The following is a 22,212-nucleotide window of genomic DNA, read 5'->3' as shown; positions in this document are numbered from 1 at the left end:
CCCGCGAGAGCGGGGCGGGGGGGGGGTCCCCTTCCCGAAAACCGTTTATTAACCATAACCGGTGCAAGACTAGGACTGTCTCGCTTTGAGGGATGGTCCGGTGCGGGTTGTGCACGCGTTACGATTGCCGATCACTGCCGTCATGATGGCGCTCGCATTGTCGGGCTGCATGAGCACGGCCGGTCCGGTTGCGGTCGCGCCGCAAGGTGATCTCGATTCCGTCGCTTATGGTCAGACCTACGCGCCGGGAACCTACGCACCAAGTCCGGTCGCGGATGCAGGCGGCGGCGGTGCGATCAGCGCGCTGCGCTCGGCCTTTGCCGGTTCCCCTCGCGGTTATTATGCTGGGCCCGCCGCCGCCCCGGTGGTCTATGCCGCGCCGGTCGAAGCGGCCCGTTACGACAATGCCTATCATCTCGACGCCGGCGACAAGCTGCGCGTCGTGGTCTATGGCCAGGAAGGCCTCACCAACACCTATGCGATCGATGCCGCAGGCTCGATCACCATGCCGCTGATCGGCTCGGTGCCGGCGCGCGGCCGCACGCCGGCCGGGCTCGCCGGCGAGATCGCGGCAAAGCTGCGCAACGGCTTCATCCGCGAGCCGTCGGTGGCGGTCGAGATCGAGTCCTATCGCCCGTTCTTCATCCTCGGCGAAGTCGCAGCCCCCGGCCAATATCCCTACGTGCCCAACATGACGGTCGAGAGCGCAGTCGCGATTGCCGGCGGCTTCTCGCCACGCGCCCGGCGCGACAGCGTCACGCTGACGCACACCGATGCCGGCGGCGCCGGCCGCTTCGTGGTGCCGCTGGGCACGCCAATGAGTCCTGGCGACACCGTGTTCGTCGGCGAGCGCTGGTTTTAGACCAGGCAGTATCTCCCCACGCGTCATTCCGGGATACGCCGCGAGGCGCAGGCCCAGAATCCATTTCGCCGCAGGGCGCGTGGATGGATGGATTCCGGGTTCGCGCGTCGCGCGCCCCGGAATGACGAAGCGGAAAGGCCCGAATCCGTCTTACTTCTTCAAATGCTTCCCAAAGAACGCCAGGCTGCGCGGCCAGGCGATGTCGGCGCTGGCCTTGTCGTAGCTGGCGCGCTCGTCGCAATGGAAGCCGTGCTGGGCATTGGGATAGATGAAGACCTCGACCTCGGGCCGCCTCGACTTGATGGTCTCGACATCGCTCAAGGGAATGCCAGAATCCTTCTCGCCGAAATGCAGCTGCGTCGGCACGGTCGGCTTGTCGTCGGCGAAGCGCACGACCGCGCCGCCGTAATAGCCGACCGCGGCCGAGAGCCCCGCCAGCTTGGTAGCGGCCGCATAGGCGATGCTGCCGCCGAGACAGAAGCCGATGATGCCGACCGGCCCGACCGATTTCACCGCCTCGATCGCCGCCTGGGTGTCGCGCAGCATCGCGGCCCAGTCCGGGCTGGCGACGAACTTTCGCGCATGGGCGATTTCATCCCCCGAATAGCCGCACTGGAAGTTCGGTGTGATGCGGTCGAAGATCGACGGTGCGACGGCGACATAGCCTTCCGTCGCCAGCCGATCACAGACCGAGCGGATGTGGTGATTGACGCCAAAAATCTCCTGGATCACGACAACAGCGCCGTTGGGCGCACTGGCAGGATCGGCGCGATAGGCGCCGAGTTCAAAACCGTCCGAAGCGGTGAGCTTGATATCTTGTCCCATGGGTCATCCCATTCTTGGTGGTGGTTGCATGAGGAATATTGGCGATAGCGTAACGTCTATCGCCACATCCAGTTCTCGCCCCAGTCGCCCTTCCAGCCGGCAAGCCAGCCCTTGCGGAACTGCAGATAGAGCCGGTCATGATGCGGGAACAGCCCGCTGCCGCCGAGGTCGCGGAAGGTCAGGAAGACCTCCTCGCCGGACCGTCCGCTGACATAGGTGAAGGGCGTGCCGAGCGCGTGCTGGGCATCATCGACGCCCATGCCGAACACCAGCGGCGTGTTGTTCGACAGTGTCCCGGTGAATGGGCGCGTGGCCGTGCCGCCGAACGGCGGCAGCCTCTCGGCGTGAGCGGCTGCCGTTGCGCCTGCGGCCAGCAACAAAGCAATGACACCAGTCTTCATGACGCAGTCTTTCCCGGCGCGTCGGCCGCAAGGTGATCGAGGAACGGCAGCACGGCATCGATGAAGGCCTGCGGCTGGTCGATATTGACGGCGTGGCCGGCGTTCGGGATCACCGCCTTCTGCGCGCCGGGAATCTTTGCAGCCATGTAGTCGGAGGCAGCCAGGAACGGGGTGTCGTCGGCGCCGACCACGACCAGCGACGGCACCCTGATGTCGGGCAGCGATTCAATCACCCGCGCGTCGCGCTGCGCGAGCATGCCGCGTGCAGCGAGTGCCAGACCACTGGCATTACGATGCCTGACCGAGGCGCGCTCCGCGCTCGACGTCCTCAGCACCTCCAGCCCTTCGCGGTCGAACCGGTCGCCGGTGTCGCGGGCACGCTTGTTCCAGATATCGCGGGCATCGTCCTTCTTGAATCCCGGGCCGGTGTCGATGATCAAGAGCGCGCGCACCCGCTCCGGATGGGCGCGATGGAAGGCCAGCGACATATAACCGCCAAGCGACAAGCCGCCGACGATCGCTGTCTCAGCGCCTTCAGCATCGAGCAGGGCTGCGATATCGCCGACCGTCAGGGCCTCGCTGTAGGCGGCGGGATCGTCGGGATAGTCTGATAGCCCATGGCCGCGCATGTCCCACAGCACCAGCCTGTGATGTTTCGACAATGCCTCAACCTGGCCCTGCCACATCGCCGAGGTCGATGAATAGCCGTGGGTGAGAATCAGCGGCGGGCCGCTGCCGTAGACCTCGTAGTGGATATTGACGCCGCCACGGTCGAGCTTGGCCATTCAAAGGCTCCTTGTTGTGTCGATGTTCTGTTCGGCAGCACTACCGACCTTGGTAGGAGCCATCGATAGGGCATCAATACTGGTATTTCAAAAGCTTCATGCAATTGCCGCAGCGCACAACAGGCATATCAGAAAATTTATTATCTTTGAACGGTTCCAAATTGAATTGCCTCCAAGCGGTAACCGGATCATTGTCTTGGCAACTGTCGCTTACCCGGTGGGCGCCAGCCATGACCCAACAGTGAGCAGCCGCCGTAAGTGGCTTCATACACCGGAAGGGGAGAGAGATGCCTAATCTCAATATCAACGGACGGAATATGTCCGTCGAGGCGGCCAACGACACGCCGCTGCTTTGGGTCATCCGCGAGCAATTGCAGATGACCGGCACCAAGTTCGGTTGCGGCGCGGGTCTCTGTGGCGCTTGCACGGTCCACCTCAACGGCGAAGCGGTGCGGTCCTGCCAGACCTCGGTTTCCGACGCCGTCGGCAAGAAGATCACCACCATCGAAGGCCTCTCCGCCAAGGGCGATCATCCCTTGCAGAAGGCGTGGATCGCCGAGCAGGTCCCGCAATGCGGCTACTGCCAGTCCGGCCAGATCATGCAGGCGGCTTCGCTGCTGTCGAAGAATTCCAACCCGACCAAGGAGGAAGTGGTCGCGCACATGGACGGCAATCTCTGCCGTTGCATGACTTATTCGCGAATTCAAAAGGCGATCATGCGCGCCGCCGCCGATATGCGCACGGCATCAGCCACCGGCAGCGAGCGGAGACCCACATGAATACGCACGTGAAAACCCCACAAGGCACACAAGCTGATCTCAGCCGCCGTTCCTTCCTGGTCGGCACCGCTGCAACCGGTCTCGTGCTCGGCTACGCGGCCGTTCCCGGCATCGATCAGGCACTTGCCGCGGCGCCGACGAACTTCGAGCCGAGCGTCTGGTACGCGATCGCCCCCGATGGTCTCGTCACCGTGACCTGCGGCAAGGCGGACATGGGCCAGCATATCGCTTCGACCATGGCGCAGATCGTGGCCGAAGAGCTCGGCGTGTCCTGGAAGGACATGCGCGTTCAGCTCGCCTCCAACGATCCGAAGTTCAACGACCCTGTCCTCGGTGCGCAGATCACCGGCGGCAGCTGGTCGACGATGATGAACTTCGATGCGATGGGCCGCGCTGGCGCGGCCGGCCGCATGGCACTGACCGAAGCGGCAGCCGCCGCGATGGGCGTGCCTGCCGCCGAGCTGGTGGTCCGCGATTCCACCATCAGCCATCCGAAGTCGAAGAAGTCGATGTCGTTCGCCGACGTGGTGAAGAGCGGCAAGGCGACCAAGACCTTCACACCGGATGACCTCAAGGCGATCAAGCTCAAGACGCCAGATCAATACACCATGATCGGCGTCTCGGTGCCGCAGCTCGACATCCCCTCCAAGACCAACGGCACCGCGAAATACGGCATCGACGTCATGCTGCCCGGCATGCTGTACGGCGCCTTGGTGACCCCGCCGGTGCGCTACGGCGCCACGGTGAAATCGGTCGACGACAGCGCGGCCAAGAAGGTGCCGGGCTTCGTCAAGGCCGTGACGCTGGACGACAAGACCGCAACCACGACGGGTTGGGTGGTCGCGGTCGCGAACACCTACTCAAATGCCCGCAAGGCAGCGGATGCGCTGAAGATCGCCTATGACGGCGGTCCGAACGCGAAGCTGTCGAGCGAGTCGCTGCAGACCGAAGCCAGGCGGCTTCAAGCCCTCAGCGATTCCGGCGAGTACTTCGTCAAGGACGGCGATCCGAACGCGGCGTTCGGCACGGCGGCCAAGGTGTTGGAGGCGGAGTACACCACCAGCATCAACATCCACGCGCCGATGGAGCCGATGAACGCCACCGCGGAGTTCAAGGGCGACATCCTGCACATCTATTCCGGCAACCAGTTCGCGACGCGCTCTGGCGCGATCGCAGCCGGCGCCGCCGGGCTCGATCCGAAATATGTCGTGATGCACCAGATGTGGCTGGGCGGCGGTTTCGGCCGGCGTCTCGACGCCGACATGATGGTGCCGGCGGTGCAGGCGGCGAAAGCCACAGGCAAGCCGGTCAAGGTGATCTACACGCGCGAAAATGACATGACGATGGATTTCTCGCGTCCGCTCACCTTGCAGAAAGTGAAGGCCGGCCTGGACGGCGACGGCAAGCTCGTCGCGCTCAGTCACGACGTGGTTTCGGCCTGGCCGACCCAGCGCTGGGGAATCCCCGATTTCCTGTCGCCCTCGGTCGACAAGAAGGGACCGCTCGACGCCTTCACGGTCAATGGTGCGGACTTCTTCTACACCGTGCCCAACCACTATGTGCGGGCGATCAAGAACGAGATGGCGCACAATGCCACCCCGTCGGGTCAGCTTCGTTCGGTGGCCCCGGGTTGGACCTTCTGGGCGATCGAAAGCATGGTCGACGAGATCGCGCATGCGACTGGCAAGGATCCGGCCTTGTTCCGCGTCGAACTGCTCGATGGTAAGGGCAAGAACGACGGCGGCGCGCAGCGGCTGCGTAACACGCTTCTCGCCGCGATGGGTCTCGCCGGCTACGGCACCAAGAAGCTGCCGAAGGGTGAAGCCATGGGCGTCGCCTGCGTATCGTCGCAGGAGCGTGCCACCGCCAGCTGGACCGCCTGCGTTGCCCATGTCGCTGTCGCGCCATCGGGCGAGGTGACGGTGAAGAAGCTGACGGTCGCGACCGATGTCGGCACCCAGGTGCATCCCGACAACATCCGTGCCCAGGTCGAGGGCGCGGCGCTGTGGGGCATGTCGCTGGCGCTGTTCGAGAAGGCGACGTTGAAAGACGGCGGCATTGAGCAGACCAACTTCGACACCTACACGCCGTTGCGGATGAGCCAGATGCCGGAAGTCACGGTCAACATCATCGCCAATGGCGAGAAGGCGACCGGCGTCGGCGAGCCCGCGGTGACGGTGGTGGCGCCGGCGATCGGCAACGCCGTCTTCAACGCGGTCGGCGCTCGCGTCCGCGCGCTGCCGATCACGGCGGATGCGGTGAAGGCGGCGATGAAGGCATAACCGCCTTTCGCCTCATCAAAAATAGTGTTCCGCCGGAGATTTTCTCCGGCGGATTTTTTCGACCATGCCTGATTTTGCTGCAGGATTCCACGGTTCCTCAAATTGTATCCATTCCGCTCAACCGCCGTTCAGCATCCCCATTAAGCCCGAGGGAACGCATCGTCCGGTAGCGTCCGGCTGTCGGGCGTTACCGCGACGGGGATTTCATGACAGCCTTAGCCAACAACAAGACTTCGAAGCGCCGCTTGTTGCTGGCGTCGGACCGAAGCGATCAGAGCAACGAGCTCGCCAGCATCCTGCGGTCGGTGGGCGAGGTCGATACCATCCTGACGTCGGAAATTCCCGAGCAGCCCGCCCGCGATCTCTCGGGCATCGTGGTCGACATCAATCTGCGCTCCCCCGAAAGCGTGCAACTGGTCCGCTCCAAGCTGCAGGCCGAGGCCTATCGCGAGATGCCGCGGCTGTTCGTGCTGGCGGACGCGCTGCACCACGCCTCGATGCAGGCCTGGGCGCTCGGCGCCACCGACACCATCTCGCGGCCGTTCGACGCGCGCGGCATCCTGCAGCGCATCCGCGCCGCATTCCCCGACGACAGCGGCTATGACGAGACCGACCGCGGCAAGGCGCTCAACCGCGGCGTCGAGGCTGCACACGCGGTGATGGTCAAGATGTTCGAGCGGATACCGGCCGGCGAACCGCTGACCTTCGATGATATCATCGCGGCCGAAAACAAGATCCTCAAGGCGATCAAGCACAATTCTCTGCGCGAATGGCTGACCGCCGTCGGCTGTCATCACGTCGAAACCTATCGCCATTGCCTGTTCGTGACCGGCTTTGCGGTGGCGTTTTCGCAACATCTTGGCATGCGCGATGACGACCAGCGCCGGCTCGCCCGCGCCGCACTGCTACACGACGTCGGCAAGGCCTTCGTTCCGGTCGCGTTGCTCGACAAGCCCGGCGAGCTGACGGTCGAGGAAATGGACGAGATGCGCGAGCATCCCCGCCGCGGCTACGAGGCGCTGTCGGCGCAGGGTGGCTTTCCGCCTGAAATGCTCGACGTGATCCTGCATCACCACGAATTCCTCGACGGCACCGGCTATCCCAACGGTCTCAGCGGCGACGAGATCAGCGACATCGTCCGCGTCACCACCATCGTCGACGTCTATGCCGCGCTGGTGGAGAAGCGCGCCTACCGGCTGCAGTTCACCCACGCCAAGGCGTTCACGATGATGGAAGAAATGAGCGGCAAGCTCGACCAGCAATTGCTGCAGGCCTTCCGCCCGGTGGCGTTCGGGCATTACTGATTTTCTCTGTCGTTCCGGGTTCGATGCTTCGCATCGCCCCTGAATGACGGTCGATCGGCCCTAGCCATTCAACGCAAGTCCCCGTCCTTGCCTCCGCCTAGATTGCGGCGATCATCGGCGTGACCGATGACTGCCAGGCGGCGAGGACGACGCATGAATACGACAGCGACCGGGGATCTCGACATCCCCGCCGACATCGCGGCCACCCTCGTCGATCCCGCGGCTTACGCCGACCATCGCATCCACGACAGCTATCGCTGGCTCCGCGCCAACAACCCGCTCGGCATCGCGCGCCCCGAGCGGTTCGATCCGTTCTGGGTGGTGACCAAGCACGCCCATATCCTGGCCATCAGCCGACAGAACGAGCTGTTCCACAATGCCGACCGCCCCACCACGCTGACCACGCAGGCGCTCGAGGAGCGGGTCCGCAAGATCACCGGCGGGCCCAATCTGGTGCGCTCGCTGGTGCAGATGGACGCGCCCGATCACCCGAAATATCGCGCGCTGACGCAGGGCTGGTTCATGCCGGCCAATCTCGGCAAGTTCGAAAGCCGCGTCCGCGAGATCGCGCGCGCCACGGTGCAGCGCATGTTCGACAAGGGCGGAGCCTGCGATTTTGTTGAGGACGTCGCGCTCGGCTATCCCCTGCATGTCATTATGGAGATCCTCGGCGTTCCCGAAGCGGACGAGCCGCGGATGCTCAAGCTGACCCAGGAGCTGTTCGGCCCGCAGGATCCCGACACGGCGCGCAGCCGCGAGGCGCTGGGCGCCGAGCAGTTTTCCGCGATGATGCAGGCGGTGGTCGCTGACTTCTCGGCCTATTTCCGCGCCATCACCGAGGATCGCCGCCGCAATCCGCGTGAGGATCTCGCCACCGTCATCGCCAACGCGAAGATCGGCGGCGACTACATGCCTGAGCATGATGTCACCAGCTATTACATGATCGTCGCGACAGCGGGCCACGACACCACGTCGTCCTCGACAGCCGGCGCGATCTGGGCGTTGGCCGAAGACCCGGATCAGTTTGCCAGGGTCAAAGCCAATCCGGAATTGATCGCGGGCCTGGTCGACGAGGCGATTCGCTGGATGACGCCGGTCAAGCATTTCATGCGGTCGGCCACCGCGGATACGGAATTGGGCGACCGCAGGATCGCGAAAGGCGACTGGCTGATGCTGTGCTACGCCTCAGGCAATCGCGACGAAGACGTGTTCGAGGATCCCGATCGCTTTCGCGGCGACCGCAGGCCCAACCGCCACGTCGCGTTCGGCTATGGCGCGCATCTTTGCCTCGGCCAGTATCTGGCCAAGCTCGAAATGCGTATCCTGTTCGAGGAGCTGCTGCCGCGGCTGAAGTCGCTGTCGCTCGACGGCGAGGTGAAGATGACTCAGGCCACTTTTGTCAATGGCCCGAAGAGGCTTCCGATCCGGTTCGAGGTGAATTAGTTTCCGCGTCGTTGCGAGCCTTGTAGGGTGGGCAAAGGAGCGCAGCGACGTGCCCACCATCGAGAGCACTGCCGTGAATGGTGGGCACGCTTCGCTTTTGCCCACCCTACGCGTGTACGGTCACTCCAGCATTTTCCGCAACTCCGCCTTCGCCACCTTCTCCAGGGTCGAGCGCGGCATCTCGTCGACGAAGCGGATTTCCCTGGGCAATTTGAAGTCGGCGAGGCCAGCGCGGCAGGCGGTCATGACGTTGTCGTGCAGGTCGGCCGGCAATGCGGCAACGTCGGCCTGCGGGATGATAAAGACGACCGGCACTTCGTCCAGCATCGGGTGCTTCTTTGCGACCACCGCGGCCTCGCGCACTCCCGGTACTACCGCGATCACCTGCTCGATCTCGGAGGCCGCGACGTTCTCGCCGCCGACCTTCAGCATGTCCTTGGCGCGGTCGCCGAACTTGAGGTAGCCCCGATCGAGCAGGGTGATGCGATCGCCGGTGATGAAATAGCCGTGCTCGTCGAAGCTTTCGCTTGTGGCTTTCTCGTTGTGCAGATATTCGGCAAACAGCGACAGGCCCGGAACGCCCTTGATCAGCAGGTTGCCGGTCTCGCCGACGCCGGTCGGTGTGCCGTCGTCGTTGGTGATGCGGATCTCGTATTCTGGCGCGGCCCGGCCGATCGACATCGGCGTGTTGGGCTGGTCGACCTCGCCGATGATGCCATGGGTGATGGTTTCGGTCATGCCCCACCAGCCGATGATCTTGACGCCGAACACCGCGAACGGCGGCGGGTCGTTCACTGCGGTGCCCCAGAGCCGGAATTTGTGATCCCTGGGGACCTCGTGCTCGAGCAGCGCCTTCATGCAGAACGGGATGGTCGAGGTCCAGGTGCAGCCATGCTCCAGCGCCACCGGCCAGAAGCGGCTCGCCGAGAAGCGCGGCTGGATCACGCAGGATCCCCCAACCCACAGCGATGCCAGCATCGAATAGGCCAGGGCATTGGTGTGAAACAGCGGCAAGTAAGTCTGATGCACGTCTGATGCGTGCAGGTCCTGGTGCGCGGCGTTGATCTTGGCGCCCCACAATGCGTTGGCATGCGTCCACAGCACGGCCTTCGGCCGCGACGTCGTGCCGGAGGTATATTGCACACTGCACGGTGCGAGCGGATCGGTCGCGCGGCGCGGCGGGTCGGCGCTATCGGCAAACAGCGATTCAAAGCTGTTGCCGCGCGATGGCGCCTGCACGGGCGCTTGCCCTGCGTCATGCGAGGTCACGGCGATCCAACGCAGCCCCTTGCAATTGGCCGATATCAGTTCGGCATAGGCCGGCTGGGTGATGGCTGCGACTGCGCCGCAATGGCCGGCAAAATACTCGATCTCGGCTGCCGCCGAGCGGGTGTTGGTGGTGACCGCTATGGCGCCGAGCTCGACGCAGGCAAACCACGACAGCACAGCCTCGATGCAATTGTCGAGATGGATCAGGACGTAGTCGCCCTGCCTGATGCCACGCTTGGCAAGTCCGGCCGCCAGCGCGCCGACCCGCTCATGGAATTCGCCGTAGGACCAGCGCCGCGCCGGCGCATCGAACGGCGCCCAGATCAGGAATGGATGATCGCGGCGCACCTCGGCGCGCATCCGGAGCAGCCACGGCACGTCGAGCCCGGCGAACGGTCCCACGATGCCCCGCGCGGCCTTCGAATTGGTCATGTGTCCTCCCCGCGCAGCTTCAGCGGCTGCTTGCTTGTTGTCGGGAGCCTTTGTGCCATCGGATCGCGCGGCGGGCAAATGCCACGCGTCAGCAATCAGTCCGCATACGACGAAATCTCGATCAGACTCCCGTCCGGATCGCGGCAATAGATTGAGCGCAGCGTGCCGCGGGCGCCCTGCTTGGCCACCGGGCCTTCCTCGATCGCGACGCCATTGGCCTTCAGATGTGCAACGACCTGATCTGGCGTGCTCGAGGTCAGGAAGCAGAGATCGTCGCTGCCGGCCATCTCGTGATCGGCGGTGAACCACTCGACCTTGTCGGCATCGCGCGGCCGCACATTGATCTTCTGGTTGCCGAACACCAGCGAGGTGCGCGGCGTCTTGCCTGCGCCAGGATCGAACACCTTCACCTCCATGCCGAGGATCGTGCTGTACCAGGCAACCGAACGCGCGACGTCGGCGACATTGATCACGAGATGGTCGAGCGAATTCACCTTGACAGCCATGATCACTTCTTTCGGTTGAGAGCGTTTTCTAGCGAAAGCTTAGCCTTTCGTCGCGGTCGGCTGCTTATGTGTCGCACTGGCCGCAACAGGCTTTGTTTGTTAAAATGCCGGCGCGCGCAATTCAACAGCAACGGGCAGGGGGCAAACCTGCCGCATCGGGAGCAAACTTCATGATCTCACGCCGCACTGCGCTGGGCCTGATCGGATCGGGGATTTCGACACTCGCGATCGGCCGGGCGTCCGCAGCCGATTATCCGGCGCGGCCGGTGCGCTGGATCGTCGGCTATCCGCCGGGCGGCGCCACCGACATCATTGCGCGCCTGATCGGGCAGCGGCTGTCGGAGAAGCTCGGGCAGCAATTCGTGGTCGAGAACAAGCCGGGCGCCGGCAACAACATTGGCACCGAAGCGGCAATCAACGCCGAGCCGGACGGCTATACGGTGTTGCTGGTCAATCCGGCCAATTACATCAACGCTTCGCTCTACACGAATTTGAAGTTCAATTTCGTGCGCGACGTCGCGCCGATCGCCTCCTTCAACCGCGTGCCGAACGTGATGACGGTCGCCAAGGACGTGCCGGCCAAGACCGTCGCCGAGTTCATCGACTATGTGAAGGCCAATCCCGGCAAGGTGAACATGGCGTCTTCCGGTAACGGTACTTCGGTGCATCTCTCCGGCGAGATGTTCATGTCGATGACCGGCTGCAAGATGCAGCACGTGCCGTATCGCGGCGCGGCACCTGCGATCACCGACATGCTCGGCGGCCAGGTGCAGGTGATCTTCGACAACATGCCCTCGATCATCCAGCACATCCGCGCCGGCTCGCTGCGCGCGCTCGGCGTGACGACGTCGGAACGCTCGTCGCAACTGCCTGACGTGCCGGCGATCGCCGAAACCGTGAAGGGCTATGAGGCGAGCGCGCTGTTCGGCATGGGGGCGCCGAAGAATACGCCGAAGGAACTGATCGCGAGGCTCAACACCGAGATCAACGCCGTCCTCGCCGAGCCCAATATGCGGAAGCGCCTGGTCGAGCTTGGCGGCGACTCCTTGATCCAGACGCCGGAAGCCTTCGGCAACGACATCAAGGCCGAGACCGACAAGTGGAGGAAAGTGGTCGAATTCGCCGGGCTCAAGGTCGAATAGGCTACGGTGCCGCACGTGATCGTGATGCCGCGAGATGATGCGGCATTGCTCGAATCCGCCAACAGCGGAATAAAACGTCACACCGGAAACTTTACCTCGCGTGCCGCGCTATCTGTTGCGGCGCCATGAGAGCGGGAGATTCGATCATGCGTCTATCGCGACTGGCCGTGCTCGCATTGGGGGCGATGATGCTCACCGGCGTCGCCAACATCGCTCCCGCTTGGGCCGATCCCAATGATTATCCGTGGTGCGCGCAAGGCCCGAGCTGGGGTTATCCCGGTGAATGCATGTATCAAACCTTTGAACAATGCGAGGCAAGTGTGTCAGGCCAGTACCTCGCCTGCGGGGAAAACCCTCGCTTCCTGTTTCGCGAGCAGTCTCAGTTTCAGTCCCTGCCGCAACCGCATCGGCGACGACACCGACACGTCCATCGGCACTAAGTGCGTGAATCTCTGATTCCGTGGCATTGACGCGATCGTGAAGCCGCGGCCTTGACGCCACACGGCTTGCGGCTATACTAAACCTTATGGTTAAGTATCTGGACGAGACGCTGGACCGCACCTTCGCAGCGCTTTGCGACCCGACCCGCCGGACCCTTCTGGCCCGGCTCGGTGAGCAGGAGAGCCTGTCGGTGAGCGAGCTCGCCCAGCCGTTTGCGATGTCGTTGCCCGCGATCATGAAGCATCTCGACGTGCTCTCGGATGCCGGCCTGGTCGCACGCGAAAAGACTGGCCGCACGGTGGCGTGCCGGCTCACCGCCCGGCCGATGGAGCAGGCGATGAACTGGCTCAATCACTATGCGCAATTCTGGTCCGACAATCTCGACCGCCTTGCCGCCTTTGTGGAGGACGACCCATGGCCAACAGATCCGCCAACAAATCTGCCGTCGCAGCCGGCGCCGGCCTCGCCGCGCGCCCAAATCCCACGCGCCCAAGTCTCACCCTCACGCGGCGTCTCCGCGCGCGGCCCGAAAAAGTCTACGCCGCGTGGACCGATCCGGAAAACCTAGTGCAGTGGTTCGGGCCCGGGCAGATCAAGCCCGGCTCGGCGCATGCGGAGCTCGATGTCCGCGTCGGCGGATGTTACCGCATCAGCTTCACGGGCTCGAACGGCGAACATCACGAGGTTGGTGGCGTCTATCGCGAGGTGGTGCCGAACGAGCGTCTGGTGTTCAGCTGGGCCTGGCATTCGACGCCGGAACGTGAGTCGCTGGTAACGGTGTCGATCAAGCCTGATGCCGGCGGCACGCTGCTCACCTTCCATCACGCCCAGTTCGTCGATGAGACCGCCCGCGACAACCACGAGCGCGGCTGGACCGAGTTCCTCGGCAATCTTGAAAGCTTCGTCGAAGCCTGAATACGGAAGGGGCATACCATGCAACCGCACAAGATCGTCTCGCGCGAGGAGTGGGTCGCGGCCCGCACAGACCTGATGGTCCGTGAGAAGGAGTTCACTCAGGCCCGTGAAGCGCTGAGCCGCGAACGACGCGAGCTTCCCTGGGTCAAGGTCGACAAGGACTATGTCTTTGACGGGCCCAAAGGCGAGATCACCCTTGGCGAGCTGTTCAAGGGCCGGCCGCAGCTCGTCGTGCAGCACATCATGTTCGCGCCGGAATGGGACGCGGCTTGCAAGCACTGTTCGTTCTGGGCCGACGGTCTCGATCGCACGGTGGCGCATCTTGCCGCGCGCGATACCACGATGGCCGCGATCTCGCGCGCGCCGCTGGCGAAGCTCGAGGCGTTCAAGAGGCGGATGGACTGGACCTTCGACTGGGTCTCATCGGGGAATAACGAGTTCAACTTCGATTACGCCGTCTCGTTTAGCCGTGAGCAAATGGACAAGGGCGAGGCGCGCTACAACTTCGGAACCACGCCGCCGTATGGCGACGAGTTGCCCGGCATCAGCGTGTTCTATCGCGACGAGACCGGTGACGTCTTCCACACCTACTCCACCTTTGCACGCGGCCTCGACATGATGAACGCCGCCTACCAATATCTCGACCTGACGCCGCTCGGGCGCCACGAAGAGGGGCTGCCCTATCCGATGGATTGGGTAAGACTGCGGGACCAGTACCAACCGGCACCAGTTCAGGCATCCTGTTGTCATAGCTGACGCGTCGCGCGCCAGCCACCGTCATTGCGAGGAGCGCTAGCGACGAAGCAATCCATGTCTCTGCGCGTGGATAGATGGATTGCTTCGCTTGCGCTCGCAATGACGGAAGCAAGCACAATATCGGAATGCATCAGGTGGGAAGCCCCATCCGTGTGGTAACTTTCTCTTAAACATCTTGATACGGACGCACCGCGATGCGACTTGCTTTCACTTGGCGATCCCGTATACTTTGCAATACAAAGTTCGAGCGGAAAAATGCGCGACCTCGACAAGGCGTTGGCTGATATCCTCGCGATCCGCAGCCAGATTGCGGCGGGAACCGCGTTCCGCGGCTATGGTCCGGCCACCGTCGCCGCCACCAGCGGCATCGCGCTCGTCGCCGTACTGGCGCAGCACCTCTGGCTCGACGATCCCACCTCGCATCCGATCGCCTTCCTCGCCGGCTGGGCCGCGGCAGCTCTGCTGTCTGCCGTGCTGATCTGGATCGAGATGCAGGCGCGCTCACGGCGGCATCATTCCGGCCTGGCGGACGCGATGGTGCAGCAGGCGATCGAGCAGTTCCTGCCGGCCGCGGTTGCCGGCGTGCTGCTTGCGATCCTGCAATGGAAATTCGCGCCCGAGACATTGTGGATGTTGCCGGGCCTGTGGCAGGTGCTGGTCAGCCTCGGCGTGTTCGCGTCGGTCCGTCTGCTGCCGCGCTCGATCGCGTTCGGCGGCGCCTGGTATTTCCTCTCGGGCTTCACGGTGCTCTTGATCGCAAGCCAGACTCACGCGCTGTCGCCCTGGACCATGGGGCTGCCGTTCGCGATCGGCCAGCTCCTGCTCGCCGCGCTGCTTTATTTCGCTTCCGGAGACAATGATGCCGAAGACTGACGCGACCAGTGCGCCATTCGCCTATGACGGCCTCGACCGCGTCATCCACGAGAAGGCGCGGCTCGGACTGCTGACCTCGCTGATGGCCCATCCGAAGGGCCTGGCCTTCGCCGATCTCAAGCAGCTTTGCGGCCTGACCGACGGCAATCTCAGCCGGCACCTGCAGGTGCTGCAGGAGGCCGGCCTGGTTGACGTCATCAAGGGCTATGAGGGCAATCGCCCGCATACCACTTGCCGTCTGACGAAATCAGGCCGCCGCCGCTTCCTCGACTATCTCGCCGTGCTCGAGCAGTTGGTGCGCGATGCCGCGAAGGCCGCCGGCAAGGACGCCGGCACGGCCACGCGGCTCGGCATCCTGCCAGCCTGATTCCCATGCATTTTTTTGACCGGAGACTTTGTGATGCAAAGTGAGCTCTCGCCCGACCAGGACTCTGCCGCGCTGCTGCATGTCGGCATCATCATGGACGGCAATGGCCGGTGGGCGACGCGGCGCGGCCTGTCGCGACTGCGCGGGCACGAGGCCGGGGTGGAGGCGATCCGCCGCGTGGTCGAGGCGGCGCCAGACCAAGGCGTCGGCACGCTGACACTTTACGCGTTCTCCAGCGACAATTGGCGGCGTCCAAGGGCCGAGGTATCCGCCTTGATGACGCTGTTGCGGTTCTATCTCGCCAACGAGATCGACGCGCTGGTGCGCAACGGCGTCCGTCTCACCGTGATCGGCCGCCGCGACCGCCTGCCTGACGGCATCGCCAACGCCATCGCGCGCGCCGAAGCCGCGACCGTCGACGGCACCACGCTCCATCTGCGTATCGCGATCGACTATTCGGCGCGCGACGCGATCCTGAACGCGGCGGTGCGGGCGGCAAGTACAGGCCCGCTCAGCCGCGAGGCTTTTGCCGATCTCATCACCGGCGAAACCGGTCTGCGCGACGTCGATCTCATCATCCGCACTTCGGGCGAGAAGCGGCTGTCGGACTTCCTGCTCTGGGAGGGCGCCTATGCCGAGCTACATTTCACCGAGCGGATGTGGCCCGAATTCGATACCGACGATCTCGCCGATGCACTGGCCTCCTTCCATCGCCGCGAGCGCCGCTTCGGCGGGCTGACGTCGATCGCACCGGAGGCCGTTCCGAATCTCTAGAGCGATGATCGCCACGCCTGCGTAAGCACATACCGTTGCCTGAACTCTGGATAACTGCGGTCCGCGACTGGACGGTGGAGTCATCAGCGCGATAGCTTCCGCACTGGCTGCGCAGAACAAAAAGAACCGTGGCGGTCGAGGCGTGAGTGAGCATACAGGTTGCGATTCTGAAAGTATTGGCCAGTCACGGCAGCGGCCGCGCCACGCTCGAGTCCCTCAAACACGATCTCGCAATTCTCGCATCGAGCGGCGCGGACTGGCAGGCGCGGATCAAGCGCCTGGCGTCGCGGGTTCCCGATATCGACATCTTTGGCAATGGCTACGTGTTGCGTGATGCCGAAGGCTGGGAGATCACACTGGCCGGCCGCGCGTTCCTGCATGCGCTGGAAGCCGTGACACAGGATAATTTGCCGCCCGAGCCGCCACCAGAGACGTCGACCCACGTGCAAGGTGCACTGATCGTGGTTGGTCACCGCTTCAAGAATCGCACGAGGCCGCAAATTGTGCGCAGGGAACCCGGCCGTCGCCGGCCGTTCTCCGAGCACCGCTGAACCTCGCAGCGTCAGGCGCGACCTACATCTGGGGTATTGCTTCGGAGGTCGCAAATGACTGCTTTGACTCAATCGATTGCACGCGCGTTTCCTGCCAATTCGCTTCAAATCAATATTGTCCGGCAACTCCTGTTGCTCGCTCTTGCCGCCCTATTCGTTGCGCTGCTCAGGGCCAGCTATGGCATCGATCTCAGCTGGGCCTTCTTTTGAGCCTTATGGGTTTTTCGGCTGCGAGTCATCTTAGGTTAACCGGACCGGGGTAGCTAAGCGCACGCTTCATTGATTTTGAAATCGGGTCGATCTCTCATGGACAAGCCGATGCGCTGCCAGTGCGGCAGAACGCGAGCCATTGTGCTCGACAAGCATTTTCGCACCGCGCTGGTATGCCCGAAATGCGATGAGATTGAACGCTCCGAGCCGGCCAAGGCAGCGGAAGCGGCGCTGACCGCGCGATAGCACAGTCGTTTTTACCCGCAAAAGCCGGTAGGCTTCGCTTTCCGAAACGGTCGAAAGCGAAGCTATCCGATGCCGCACCTCCCCGATACCGCCCAAGCCACCGTGACACTCGCCGATGTACGCCAGGCCGCGGTTATCATCCGCGATTCGGTCATGGTCACGGCGTGCAATGAAAGCCGCACGATGGGCGAGATCTGCGGCTGCCGTCTGTTCCTGAAGTTCGAGAACCTGCAGTTCACCGCGACCTTCAAGGAGCGTGGCGCGCTGAACCGCCTGCAGGCGCTGTCGCCGGAGGAGCGCAAGCGCGGCGTGATCGCGATGTCGGCCGGTAATCACGCTCAGGGCGTGGCCTATCACGCGAAACGCCTCGGCATTCCCGCCACCATCGTGATGCCGGTCGGTTCGCCGATGGTGAAGATCGAGAACACACGGCGTCACGGCGCCGAGGTCATCATCACCGGACGGACGCTGGAGGAGGCCGCCACATTCGTTAGGTCGCATGCCGCGGCGCATGGCTTCACTCTGGTCCATCCCTATGACGATCCCCTGATCATTGCCGGCCAGGGCACGATCGGGCTCGAAATGCTCGAGGCGGTGCCCGAGCTCGATGTGCTGGTTGTGCCGATTGGTGGCGGCGGATTGATCTCGGGTATCGCGACCGCCGCGAAGGCATTGAAACCGTCGATACGCATCGTCGGCGTGCAGGCGCAACTCTATCCGTCGATGTACAACGCGATCCGTGGCGAGCAATTGCCGATGCGCGGCGACACGCTCGCCGAGGGCATCGCGGTCAAGGCGCCCGGAAAGATCACCAGGGCAATCGTCCGCGACCTGGTCGACGACATCATGCTGGTCAGCGAGGACCAGATCGAGCGCGCGGTCGCAACCTTGATCTCGATCGAGAAGACCGTGGTCGAGGGCGCCGGCGCTGCCGGGCTTGCCGCCGTGCTCGCAGCACCGGAACGCTTTGCCGGCCGCTCAGTCGGCCTGGTGCTGACCGGCGGCAATATCGACACGCGATTGATCGCTTCGGTGCTGACCCGCGAGCTCGCGCGCGAGGGCCGGCTGACCCAGCTTGCGCTCGACATCGTCGACCGGCCCGGACAGCTCGCGGCGGTGTCGGTCCTGCTCGCCGAGGTTGGCGCCAACATCATCGAGGTCTCGCATCAGCGCACCTTCTCGGACCTGCCGGCGAAGGCGACGCTGCTGGAGCTCGTGATCGAGACCCGCGACCGCGCGCATCTGGAAGACGTGCTGACGAAACTCGGTGCAGCGGGATTTACCGTGCGGGGCGGTTAGTCGCCCGCCACCAACTCCGCAAGCTTGGCGATCGTGTTGATGTTGCGCGCGGTGCCGTTGATGGCCGCGGGGATCTTCAGCTTTGAGCGGCCGATGCCGCTACCATAGGCGACATAGATCTCGCGCTTGCCGAGCCGGACCTGCTCGTCCTGCTGGCCCTTGATGTCCTTCAAAGCGTCCTTGGCCGGCGGCTCGTCGAGAAAGATCGCGACCGTCCAGTTCGGCGGCTGCTTCGGAAACGGATTGGCCTTCAGTACCGCGGCGATCTCGTCCGCGCTCCGGACCACTACGCCGACCGGCTTGCCGGCATAGGCGTGCAACCGCTTCTCCAGCGCCGCCTTGACCTTCGCCGCGCCGAGATTCGAGGAGAACACCACATTGCCGCTGGCGATATAGGTCTGGACCTCGCCGAAGCCCTCGCCGACGCACATCGCCTTCAACTCGGTCATCGGCAGCTTGCCGGTGCCGCCGACATTCACCGCGCGCAGCAGGGCGACATAACGGGGCATCAGGGCCTCACGTCAGCAGCAGCGCCATGCCGGGATCGCCCTTCTCCATCGCGCGCCGGTAGGCCGGGCGCGCGGCAATGCGGCCGAGATAGGCCTTGATGTCGGGACAGCGCTCGAAGTCGTAGGGCAGGAAATAGCGCATCGTCGTGAGCGAGAAGCCGATCATGATGTCGGCCGACGTGAACTCGTCGCCGGCGAGATAGTTTGCGTCGCGCACGCGCGCGTTGACCAGTTCGAAGGAACGGTCGAGCCGCGCTTTGGTCGCGACCAGCATCGGATTGTCGGCCGCGAGGTTGAGCCGGTTCAGGATCATGTTGCGGCCCATCTGGGCCTGCAGCGTGCCGTTGGCGAAATGAAACCAGTACAGGAATGGCGCGAAGTCGGGATGATCGGGCCTCACGGCCAGCCGTCCGTTGCCATATTTCGCGATGATGTATTCGACCACGGCGCCGGACTCGGCCAGCACCAGGTCGCCATCGGTGATAACGGGCGCGGCGCCGATCGGATGCAGCGCCTTGTAGTCGGCCGGCGCCAGGATCGTGACGGGATCGCGCGCATAGTGCTTCAGCTCATAGGGGATCTCCAGCTCCTCGCACAGCCAGACGATCCGCTCCGATTGCGATTTGCCGAGATGATGGACCGTGAGCATGGAGCTTCCTTTCTCAGGCGTCCGCGGTCTTCTTGGCTGTTTTCTTCACCGGCATCGGCTCCTCGATTGCCTTCTTCATGGCGCGAGCATAAGCGTCGGCGGCGTTCTCGGCCGAGTTCTGCAGGCGCTTGGCTGTTACGGTCGCGTTCAGCAGGGTGCTCTTGGCGAGGAAGCGGAAGCGCGCCTTGGCGTCCTTGTCCTTGGCCTTGGCGGCGCGCGCCACCCACACGGCCTGGCGCTTCTTCGCGGCCGCCATCACGGCCTTGGTCTGTGTTCTTGCGGTTTGCCGGATGACGGCGTCGAGGTCGGCTTCGGCCATTCAGGTCCACTCATTGACTGGATAATGTGCGCCGGGACGGACGCACGGATCTGTGAAGGGAGCTATCACTAGCGCACCCGGCGCGGTTTGAACATGTGGTCCTTGCGGTCGGCGATTGTATCGAGCCGGGCGCTCCGGCATAACCGGCCGGGCCAGAGGGGAGTGGCCCTGCGGATGGTAGCGCGGTTCAGTCGGCGCGATATGATGCTGCGCACGGCGGCGATCGCCGCCGCGGCCACGATGGCCAATGCGCCCGTGGCGGTCTCAGGCCCGCTCCGCGCCTTGCGGCAAAGCCGCGACATTGACGCGGCATTGCGGGCCCGCGTCGATGCCGGGGAGGTGCCCGGAATCGTCGCCATGGCGGCCAGCGCGCGGGCCACGATCTATCAGGGCGTGTTCGGCGTTCGCGCGAAAGGCGCGGGCGCGCAAATGTCCATCGATACCGTGTTTCGCATCGCCTCGATGGTCAAGCTTCTGACCTCGGTTGCGGCGCTGCAGCTGGTCGAGCAGGGTCGGCTGAAGCTCGACGAGCCCGCGGCCAATATCGATCCGACGCTGGCCGCGCCACTGGTTCTCACCGGCTTCGACGCCAAGGGCACCCCGCAACTGCGACCGGCGCGAACGCCGATCACGCTGCGCAACCTGCTGTCGCATACGTCGGGCTTCAGCTATCCGCTATGGGATGCCGATGTCGGACGCTATTTCCGGGCCGCGCGATCCAACCCGGCGCTGCCGCGCAGCGTGCTGATGTTCGATCCCGACAGAGGCTGGGCCTACGGCGGAAGCCTCGACCGGGTCGGCCGGCTGGTGGAGATCGCAAGCGGGCTGACGCTTGACCGCTACTTCGGCGATCACATCCTCGGTCCGCTCGGCATGAACGATACCGGCTTCACGATCACCGAGCAGCAGCGCGCCCGCGAGGCGCATCTGCATGTCCGCCAGAACGACGGCACGCTGGTGCCGCAACCGCTGGAGAAACACACCGCGCCAAGGACGTTCTCCGGTGGCGGCGGTATCTATTCGACCGCGGCTGACTACCTCATCTTGCTGCAGACGCTCCTGAACGGCGGCAGCTTAGGTGGTACATCGATCCTGCGGTCGCAGACCGTGGCGATGATGGCTGATAACCAGATCGGCAATCTCGACGCCGGCGTGATGAAGACGACCAATCCGGCCATTTCGAACGATGTCGATTTCTTTCCGGGGGTCCGGTTGCGCTGGGGCCTCGGCCACATGATCAACCTCGATCCCGTTTCCGGCGGCCGCAAGGCCGGCAGCCTGACCTGGGCCGGCCTCTACAACACCTACTACTGGATCGACCCGGCGTCCGGCCTTGCCGGTGTGATCATGATGCAGATCCTGCCCTTTGCCGATGCGCATGCGCTTGCGGCCTATCGCGCGTTCGAGCGCGCGCTCTACCGGGCGTACGTTGCGACGTGATATGGCTGACAACGCAGCCTTGAACTGCGCAGTCCGATCGAGGTCTTAGTGCACACACTCAGCCGAAGAAGCCTGCTTGGCGGTCTTGCCTGCGTTGCAGCGTCCCGTCCGCTGGCGGCGGCGACGGAAAAGCTCAGTGTCGAGGTCGGCGACGGCCGCGTTGCGCTGAGCCGGTATGCTTCGGCGCACGCCGGCAAGCGCCCTGCCGTGCTTCTCCTGCACGGCTCGCGCGGCTTCGATCTCAGGCTGCCGGCCTATGAGCGCTATGCCAACGCGCTGACCGCTGATGGCATCGACGCCTATCTGGTCCGCTACTACACCCCGGCCGACGAGCACGCCTTCGAGACGCTGCACACGCGCGAGAGCCGCGAGGCCTACGAGACCGGGCGCTTCGAGGCCTGGGCCGGGCGCGTCTCGTCCGTGCTGACCGCGGTGCTGGCAGGCGCGGACAGTTCGGGCCGGATCGGTCTGCTCGGCTTTTCGCTGGGCGGCTACGTTGCAGCGGCAGCGGCGGCGCGCGATGCGCGCGTGTCTGCGCTGGCCGTGCTCTACGGCGGCATGCCCGAGAAGATCGCACCTGACGTGAAGCATTTGCCGCCGCTGATCGAGCTGCACGGCGAGGCCGACCGCAACGTGCCGCTCGCAAGCGGCGAAGCGCTCGTCAAGCTGGGCAAGGCGGTCGGCGCGCCGGCGGAGTTCGTCAAATATCCGGGCAAGGCCCACGGCTTCGACTTCGCGGACAATGATCCGATGACGGCCGATGCGATCAGCCGCGTGATCGGCTTCTTCCAGTCCCGCCTGACCGCGGCTTGAGCGCGACCGTCCGTCTTTGG

At 64.1% G+C, this 22,212-nt stretch carries 27 protein-coding genes; 19 read left to right on the top strand and 8 right to left on the bottom strand.

Annotated features, from left to right (window positions below; genetic code table 11):
• Window positions 1-142 precede the first annotated feature (142 nt).
• On the top strand, window positions 143-862 hold the full coding sequence (locus UP10_RS04830) for a polysaccharide biosynthesis/export family protein (protein ID WP_156179679.1): 720 nt from the start codon (window positions 143-145) through the stop codon (window positions 860-862).
• A 150-nt stretch (window positions 863-1,012) separates the two neighbouring features.
• Here the strand turns inward: UP10_RS04830 and UP10_RS04825 are convergent, their stop codons facing one another.
• The 3 genes from UP10_RS04825 to UP10_RS04815 are packed head-to-tail and all read right to left on the bottom strand — an operon-like array spanning window position 1,013 to window position 2,873.
• Entirely contained in the window at window positions 1,013-1,687 is a 675-nt protein-coding gene (locus UP10_RS04825) for a dienelactone hydrolase family protein (RefSeq protein ID WP_044586248.1), read from the bottom strand.
• Between the two features lie 56 nt (window positions 1,688-1,743).
• Window positions 1,744-2,088 (bottom strand): hypothetical protein, encoded by a 345-nt coding sequence (locus tag UP10_RS04820; RefSeq protein ID WP_044586247.1) that lies wholly within the window; start codon window positions 2,086-2,088, stop codon window positions 1,744-1,746.
• Complete coding sequence (locus UP10_RS04815) at window positions 2,085-2,873, bottom strand: alpha/beta fold hydrolase (RefSeq protein WP_044586246.1); 789 nt, start codon at window positions 2,871-2,873, stop codon at window positions 2,085-2,087. The genes UP10_RS04820 and UP10_RS04815 overlap by 4 nt, the downstream gene beginning before the upstream one ends.
• A 287-nt stretch (window positions 2,874-3,160) precedes the next feature.
• On the opposite strand from UP10_RS04815, the gene UP10_RS04810 reads away from it, so the two are divergent.
• From UP10_RS04810 to UP10_RS04795, 4 genes are all read left to right on the top strand, one after another.
• On the top strand, window positions 3,161-3,652 hold the full coding sequence (locus tag UP10_RS04810; RefSeq protein ID WP_044586245.1) for a (2Fe-2S)-binding protein: 492 nt from the start codon (window positions 3,161-3,163) through the stop codon (window positions 3,650-3,652).
• Window positions 3,649-5,934, top strand: coding sequence for a xanthine dehydrogenase family protein molybdopterin-binding subunit (locus UP10_RS04805; RefSeq protein ID WP_044586244.1), 2,286 nt, complete (start codon window positions 3,649-3,651; stop codon window positions 5,932-5,934). The genes UP10_RS04810 and UP10_RS04805 overlap by 4 nt, the downstream gene beginning before the upstream one ends.
• A 206-nt stretch (window positions 5,935-6,140) precedes the next feature.
• Entirely contained in the window at window positions 6,141-7,238 is a 1,098-nt protein-coding gene (locus tag UP10_RS04800; RefSeq protein ID WP_044586243.1) for an HD domain-containing protein, read from the top strand.
• A 153-nt stretch (window positions 7,239-7,391) separates the two neighbouring features.
• On the top strand, window positions 7,392-8,681 hold the full coding sequence (locus tag UP10_RS04795; RefSeq protein ID WP_044586242.1) for a cytochrome P450: 1,290 nt from the start codon (window positions 7,392-7,394) through the stop codon (window positions 8,679-8,681).
• 120 nt (window positions 8,682-8,801) lie between these two features.
• Here UP10_RS04795 and UP10_RS04790 read toward each other — a convergent pair whose 3' ends face one another.
• Both UP10_RS04790 and UP10_RS04785 read right to left on the bottom strand, forming a co-directional pair.
• Window positions 8,802-10,382 (bottom strand): AMP-binding protein, encoded by a 1,581-nt coding sequence (locus tag UP10_RS04790; protein ID WP_044586241.1) that lies wholly within the window; start codon window positions 10,380-10,382, stop codon window positions 8,802-8,804.
• 95 nt (window positions 10,383-10,477) lie between these two features.
• A complete protein-coding gene (locus UP10_RS04785; protein ID WP_044586240.1) occupies window positions 10,478-10,888 on the bottom strand; it encodes a VOC family protein in 411 nt (136 codons plus the stop codon).
• A 170-nt stretch (window positions 10,889-11,058) separates the two neighbouring features.
• Here UP10_RS04785 and UP10_RS04780 point away from each other — a divergent pair, with 170 nt between their 5' ends.
• The 12 genes from UP10_RS04780 to UP10_RS04735 all read left to right on the top strand — a co-directional run bounded on the left by UP10_RS04780 (window position 11,059) and on the right by UP10_RS04735 (window position 18,462).
• A complete protein-coding gene (locus tag UP10_RS04780; protein ID WP_044586239.1) occupies window positions 11,059-12,030 on the top strand; it encodes a Bug family tripartite tricarboxylate transporter substrate binding protein in 972 nt (323 codons plus the stop codon).
• A gap of 125 nt (window positions 12,031-12,155) precedes the next feature.
• Entirely contained in the window at window positions 12,156-12,470 is a 315-nt protein-coding gene (locus UP10_RS42795) for a DUF3551 domain-containing protein (protein WP_502692164.1), read from the top strand.
• Window positions 12,471-12,556: 86 nt separating this feature from the next.
• Window positions 12,557-13,039, top strand: a complete 483-nt coding sequence (locus tag UP10_RS04775) for an ArsR/SmtB family transcription factor (RefSeq protein WP_044586238.1) — start codon at window positions 12,557-12,559, stop codon at window positions 13,037-13,039.
• Complete coding sequence (locus tag UP10_RS04770) at window positions 13,039-13,386, top strand: SRPBCC family protein (RefSeq protein WP_156179670.1); 348 nt, start codon at window positions 13,039-13,041, stop codon at window positions 13,384-13,386. The genes UP10_RS04775 and UP10_RS04770 overlap by 1 nt, the downstream gene beginning before the upstream one ends.
• Before the next feature lie 18 nt (window positions 13,387-13,404).
• Window positions 13,405-14,142 (top strand): DUF899 domain-containing protein, encoded by a 738-nt coding sequence (locus tag UP10_RS04765; RefSeq protein WP_044586237.1) that lies wholly within the window; start codon window positions 13,405-13,407, stop codon window positions 14,140-14,142.
• Between the two features lie 255 nt (window positions 14,143-14,397).
• Window positions 14,398-15,015: a hypothetical protein gene (locus tag UP10_RS04760; RefSeq protein ID WP_044586236.1), complete on the top strand. Its 618-nt coding sequence runs from the start codon at window positions 14,398-14,400 to the stop codon at window positions 15,013-15,015.
• Window positions 15,002-15,382 (top strand): transcriptional regulator, encoded by a 381-nt coding sequence (locus UP10_RS04755; protein ID WP_044536226.1) that lies wholly within the window; start codon window positions 15,002-15,004, stop codon window positions 15,380-15,382. Before UP10_RS04760 ends, UP10_RS04755 begins: the two co-directional genes overlap by 14 nt.
• 33 nt (window positions 15,383-15,415) lie before the next feature.
• Window positions 15,416-16,156: a di-trans,poly-cis-decaprenylcistransferase gene (locus tag UP10_RS04750; RefSeq protein WP_044586235.1), complete on the top strand. Its 741-nt coding sequence runs from the start codon at window positions 15,416-15,418 to the stop codon at window positions 16,154-16,156.
• Window positions 16,157-16,302: 146 nt separating this feature from the next.
• Window positions 16,303-16,707 carry an aminoacyl-tRNA deacylase gene (locus tag UP10_RS04745; RefSeq protein WP_245321661.1) on the top strand — a complete coding sequence of 135 codons (405 nt, stop codon included), beginning with the start codon at window positions 16,303-16,305 and terminating at the stop codon, window positions 16,705-16,707.
• Window positions 16,708-16,761: 54 nt separating this feature from the next.
• Window positions 16,762-16,917, top strand: a complete 156-nt coding sequence (locus UP10_RS04740) for a response regulator (RefSeq protein WP_156179669.1) — start codon at window positions 16,762-16,764, stop codon at window positions 16,915-16,917.
• Between the two features lie 96 nt (window positions 16,918-17,013).
• Window positions 17,014-17,163, top strand: coding sequence for a hypothetical protein (locus tag UP10_RS43970; RefSeq protein WP_156179668.1), 150 nt, complete (start codon window positions 17,014-17,016; stop codon window positions 17,161-17,163).
• 69 nt (window positions 17,164-17,232) lie between these two features.
• Complete coding sequence (locus tag UP10_RS04735; RefSeq protein ID WP_044586233.1) at window positions 17,233-18,462, top strand: threonine ammonia-lyase; 1,230 nt, start codon at window positions 17,233-17,235, stop codon at window positions 18,460-18,462.
• Here UP10_RS04735 and UP10_RS04730 read toward each other — a convergent pair.
• Genes UP10_RS04730 through UP10_RS04720 form a run of 3 tightly spaced genes read right to left on the bottom strand, consistent with a single transcriptional unit; the run spans window position 18,459 to window position 19,939 of the window.
• On the bottom strand, window positions 18,459-18,971 hold the full coding sequence (locus UP10_RS04730; RefSeq protein WP_044586232.1) for a DUF1697 domain-containing protein: 513 nt from the start codon (window positions 18,969-18,971) through the stop codon (window positions 18,459-18,461). The genes UP10_RS04735 and UP10_RS04730 overlap by 4 nt on opposite strands.
• A 7-nt stretch (window positions 18,972-18,978) precedes the next feature.
• A complete protein-coding gene (locus UP10_RS04725; protein ID WP_044586231.1) occupies window positions 18,979-19,620 on the bottom strand; it encodes a glutathione S-transferase family protein in 642 nt (213 codons plus the stop codon).
• A 13-nt stretch (window positions 19,621-19,633) separates the two neighbouring features.
• Window positions 19,634-19,939 carry a hypothetical protein gene (locus tag UP10_RS04720; protein WP_082076987.1) on the bottom strand — a complete coding sequence of 102 codons (306 nt, stop codon included), beginning with the start codon at window positions 19,937-19,939 and terminating at the stop codon, window positions 19,634-19,636.
• 174 nt (window positions 19,940-20,113) lie between these two features.
• Between UP10_RS04720 and UP10_RS04715 the strand changes: the two genes are divergently transcribed.
• A complete protein-coding gene (locus UP10_RS04715; RefSeq protein WP_245321660.1) occupies window positions 20,114-21,379 on the top strand; it encodes a serine hydrolase domain-containing protein in 1,266 nt (421 codons plus the stop codon).
• Between the two features lie 48 nt (window positions 21,380-21,427).
• Window positions 21,428-22,192, top strand: a complete 765-nt coding sequence (locus UP10_RS04710; protein WP_197086743.1) for a dienelactone hydrolase family protein — start codon at window positions 21,428-21,430, stop codon at window positions 22,190-22,192.
• Window positions 22,193-22,212: the final 20 nt, after the last annotated feature.

It is taken from the genome of Bradyrhizobium sp. LTSPM299 (assembly GCF_000938235.1).
GTDB lineage: Bacteria > Pseudomonadota > Alphaproteobacteria > Rhizobiales > Xanthobacteraceae > Bradyrhizobium.
The sequence above is the reverse complement of the archived record's forward strand: the minus strand, read 5'-3'. Positions and strand labels throughout refer to the sequence as shown.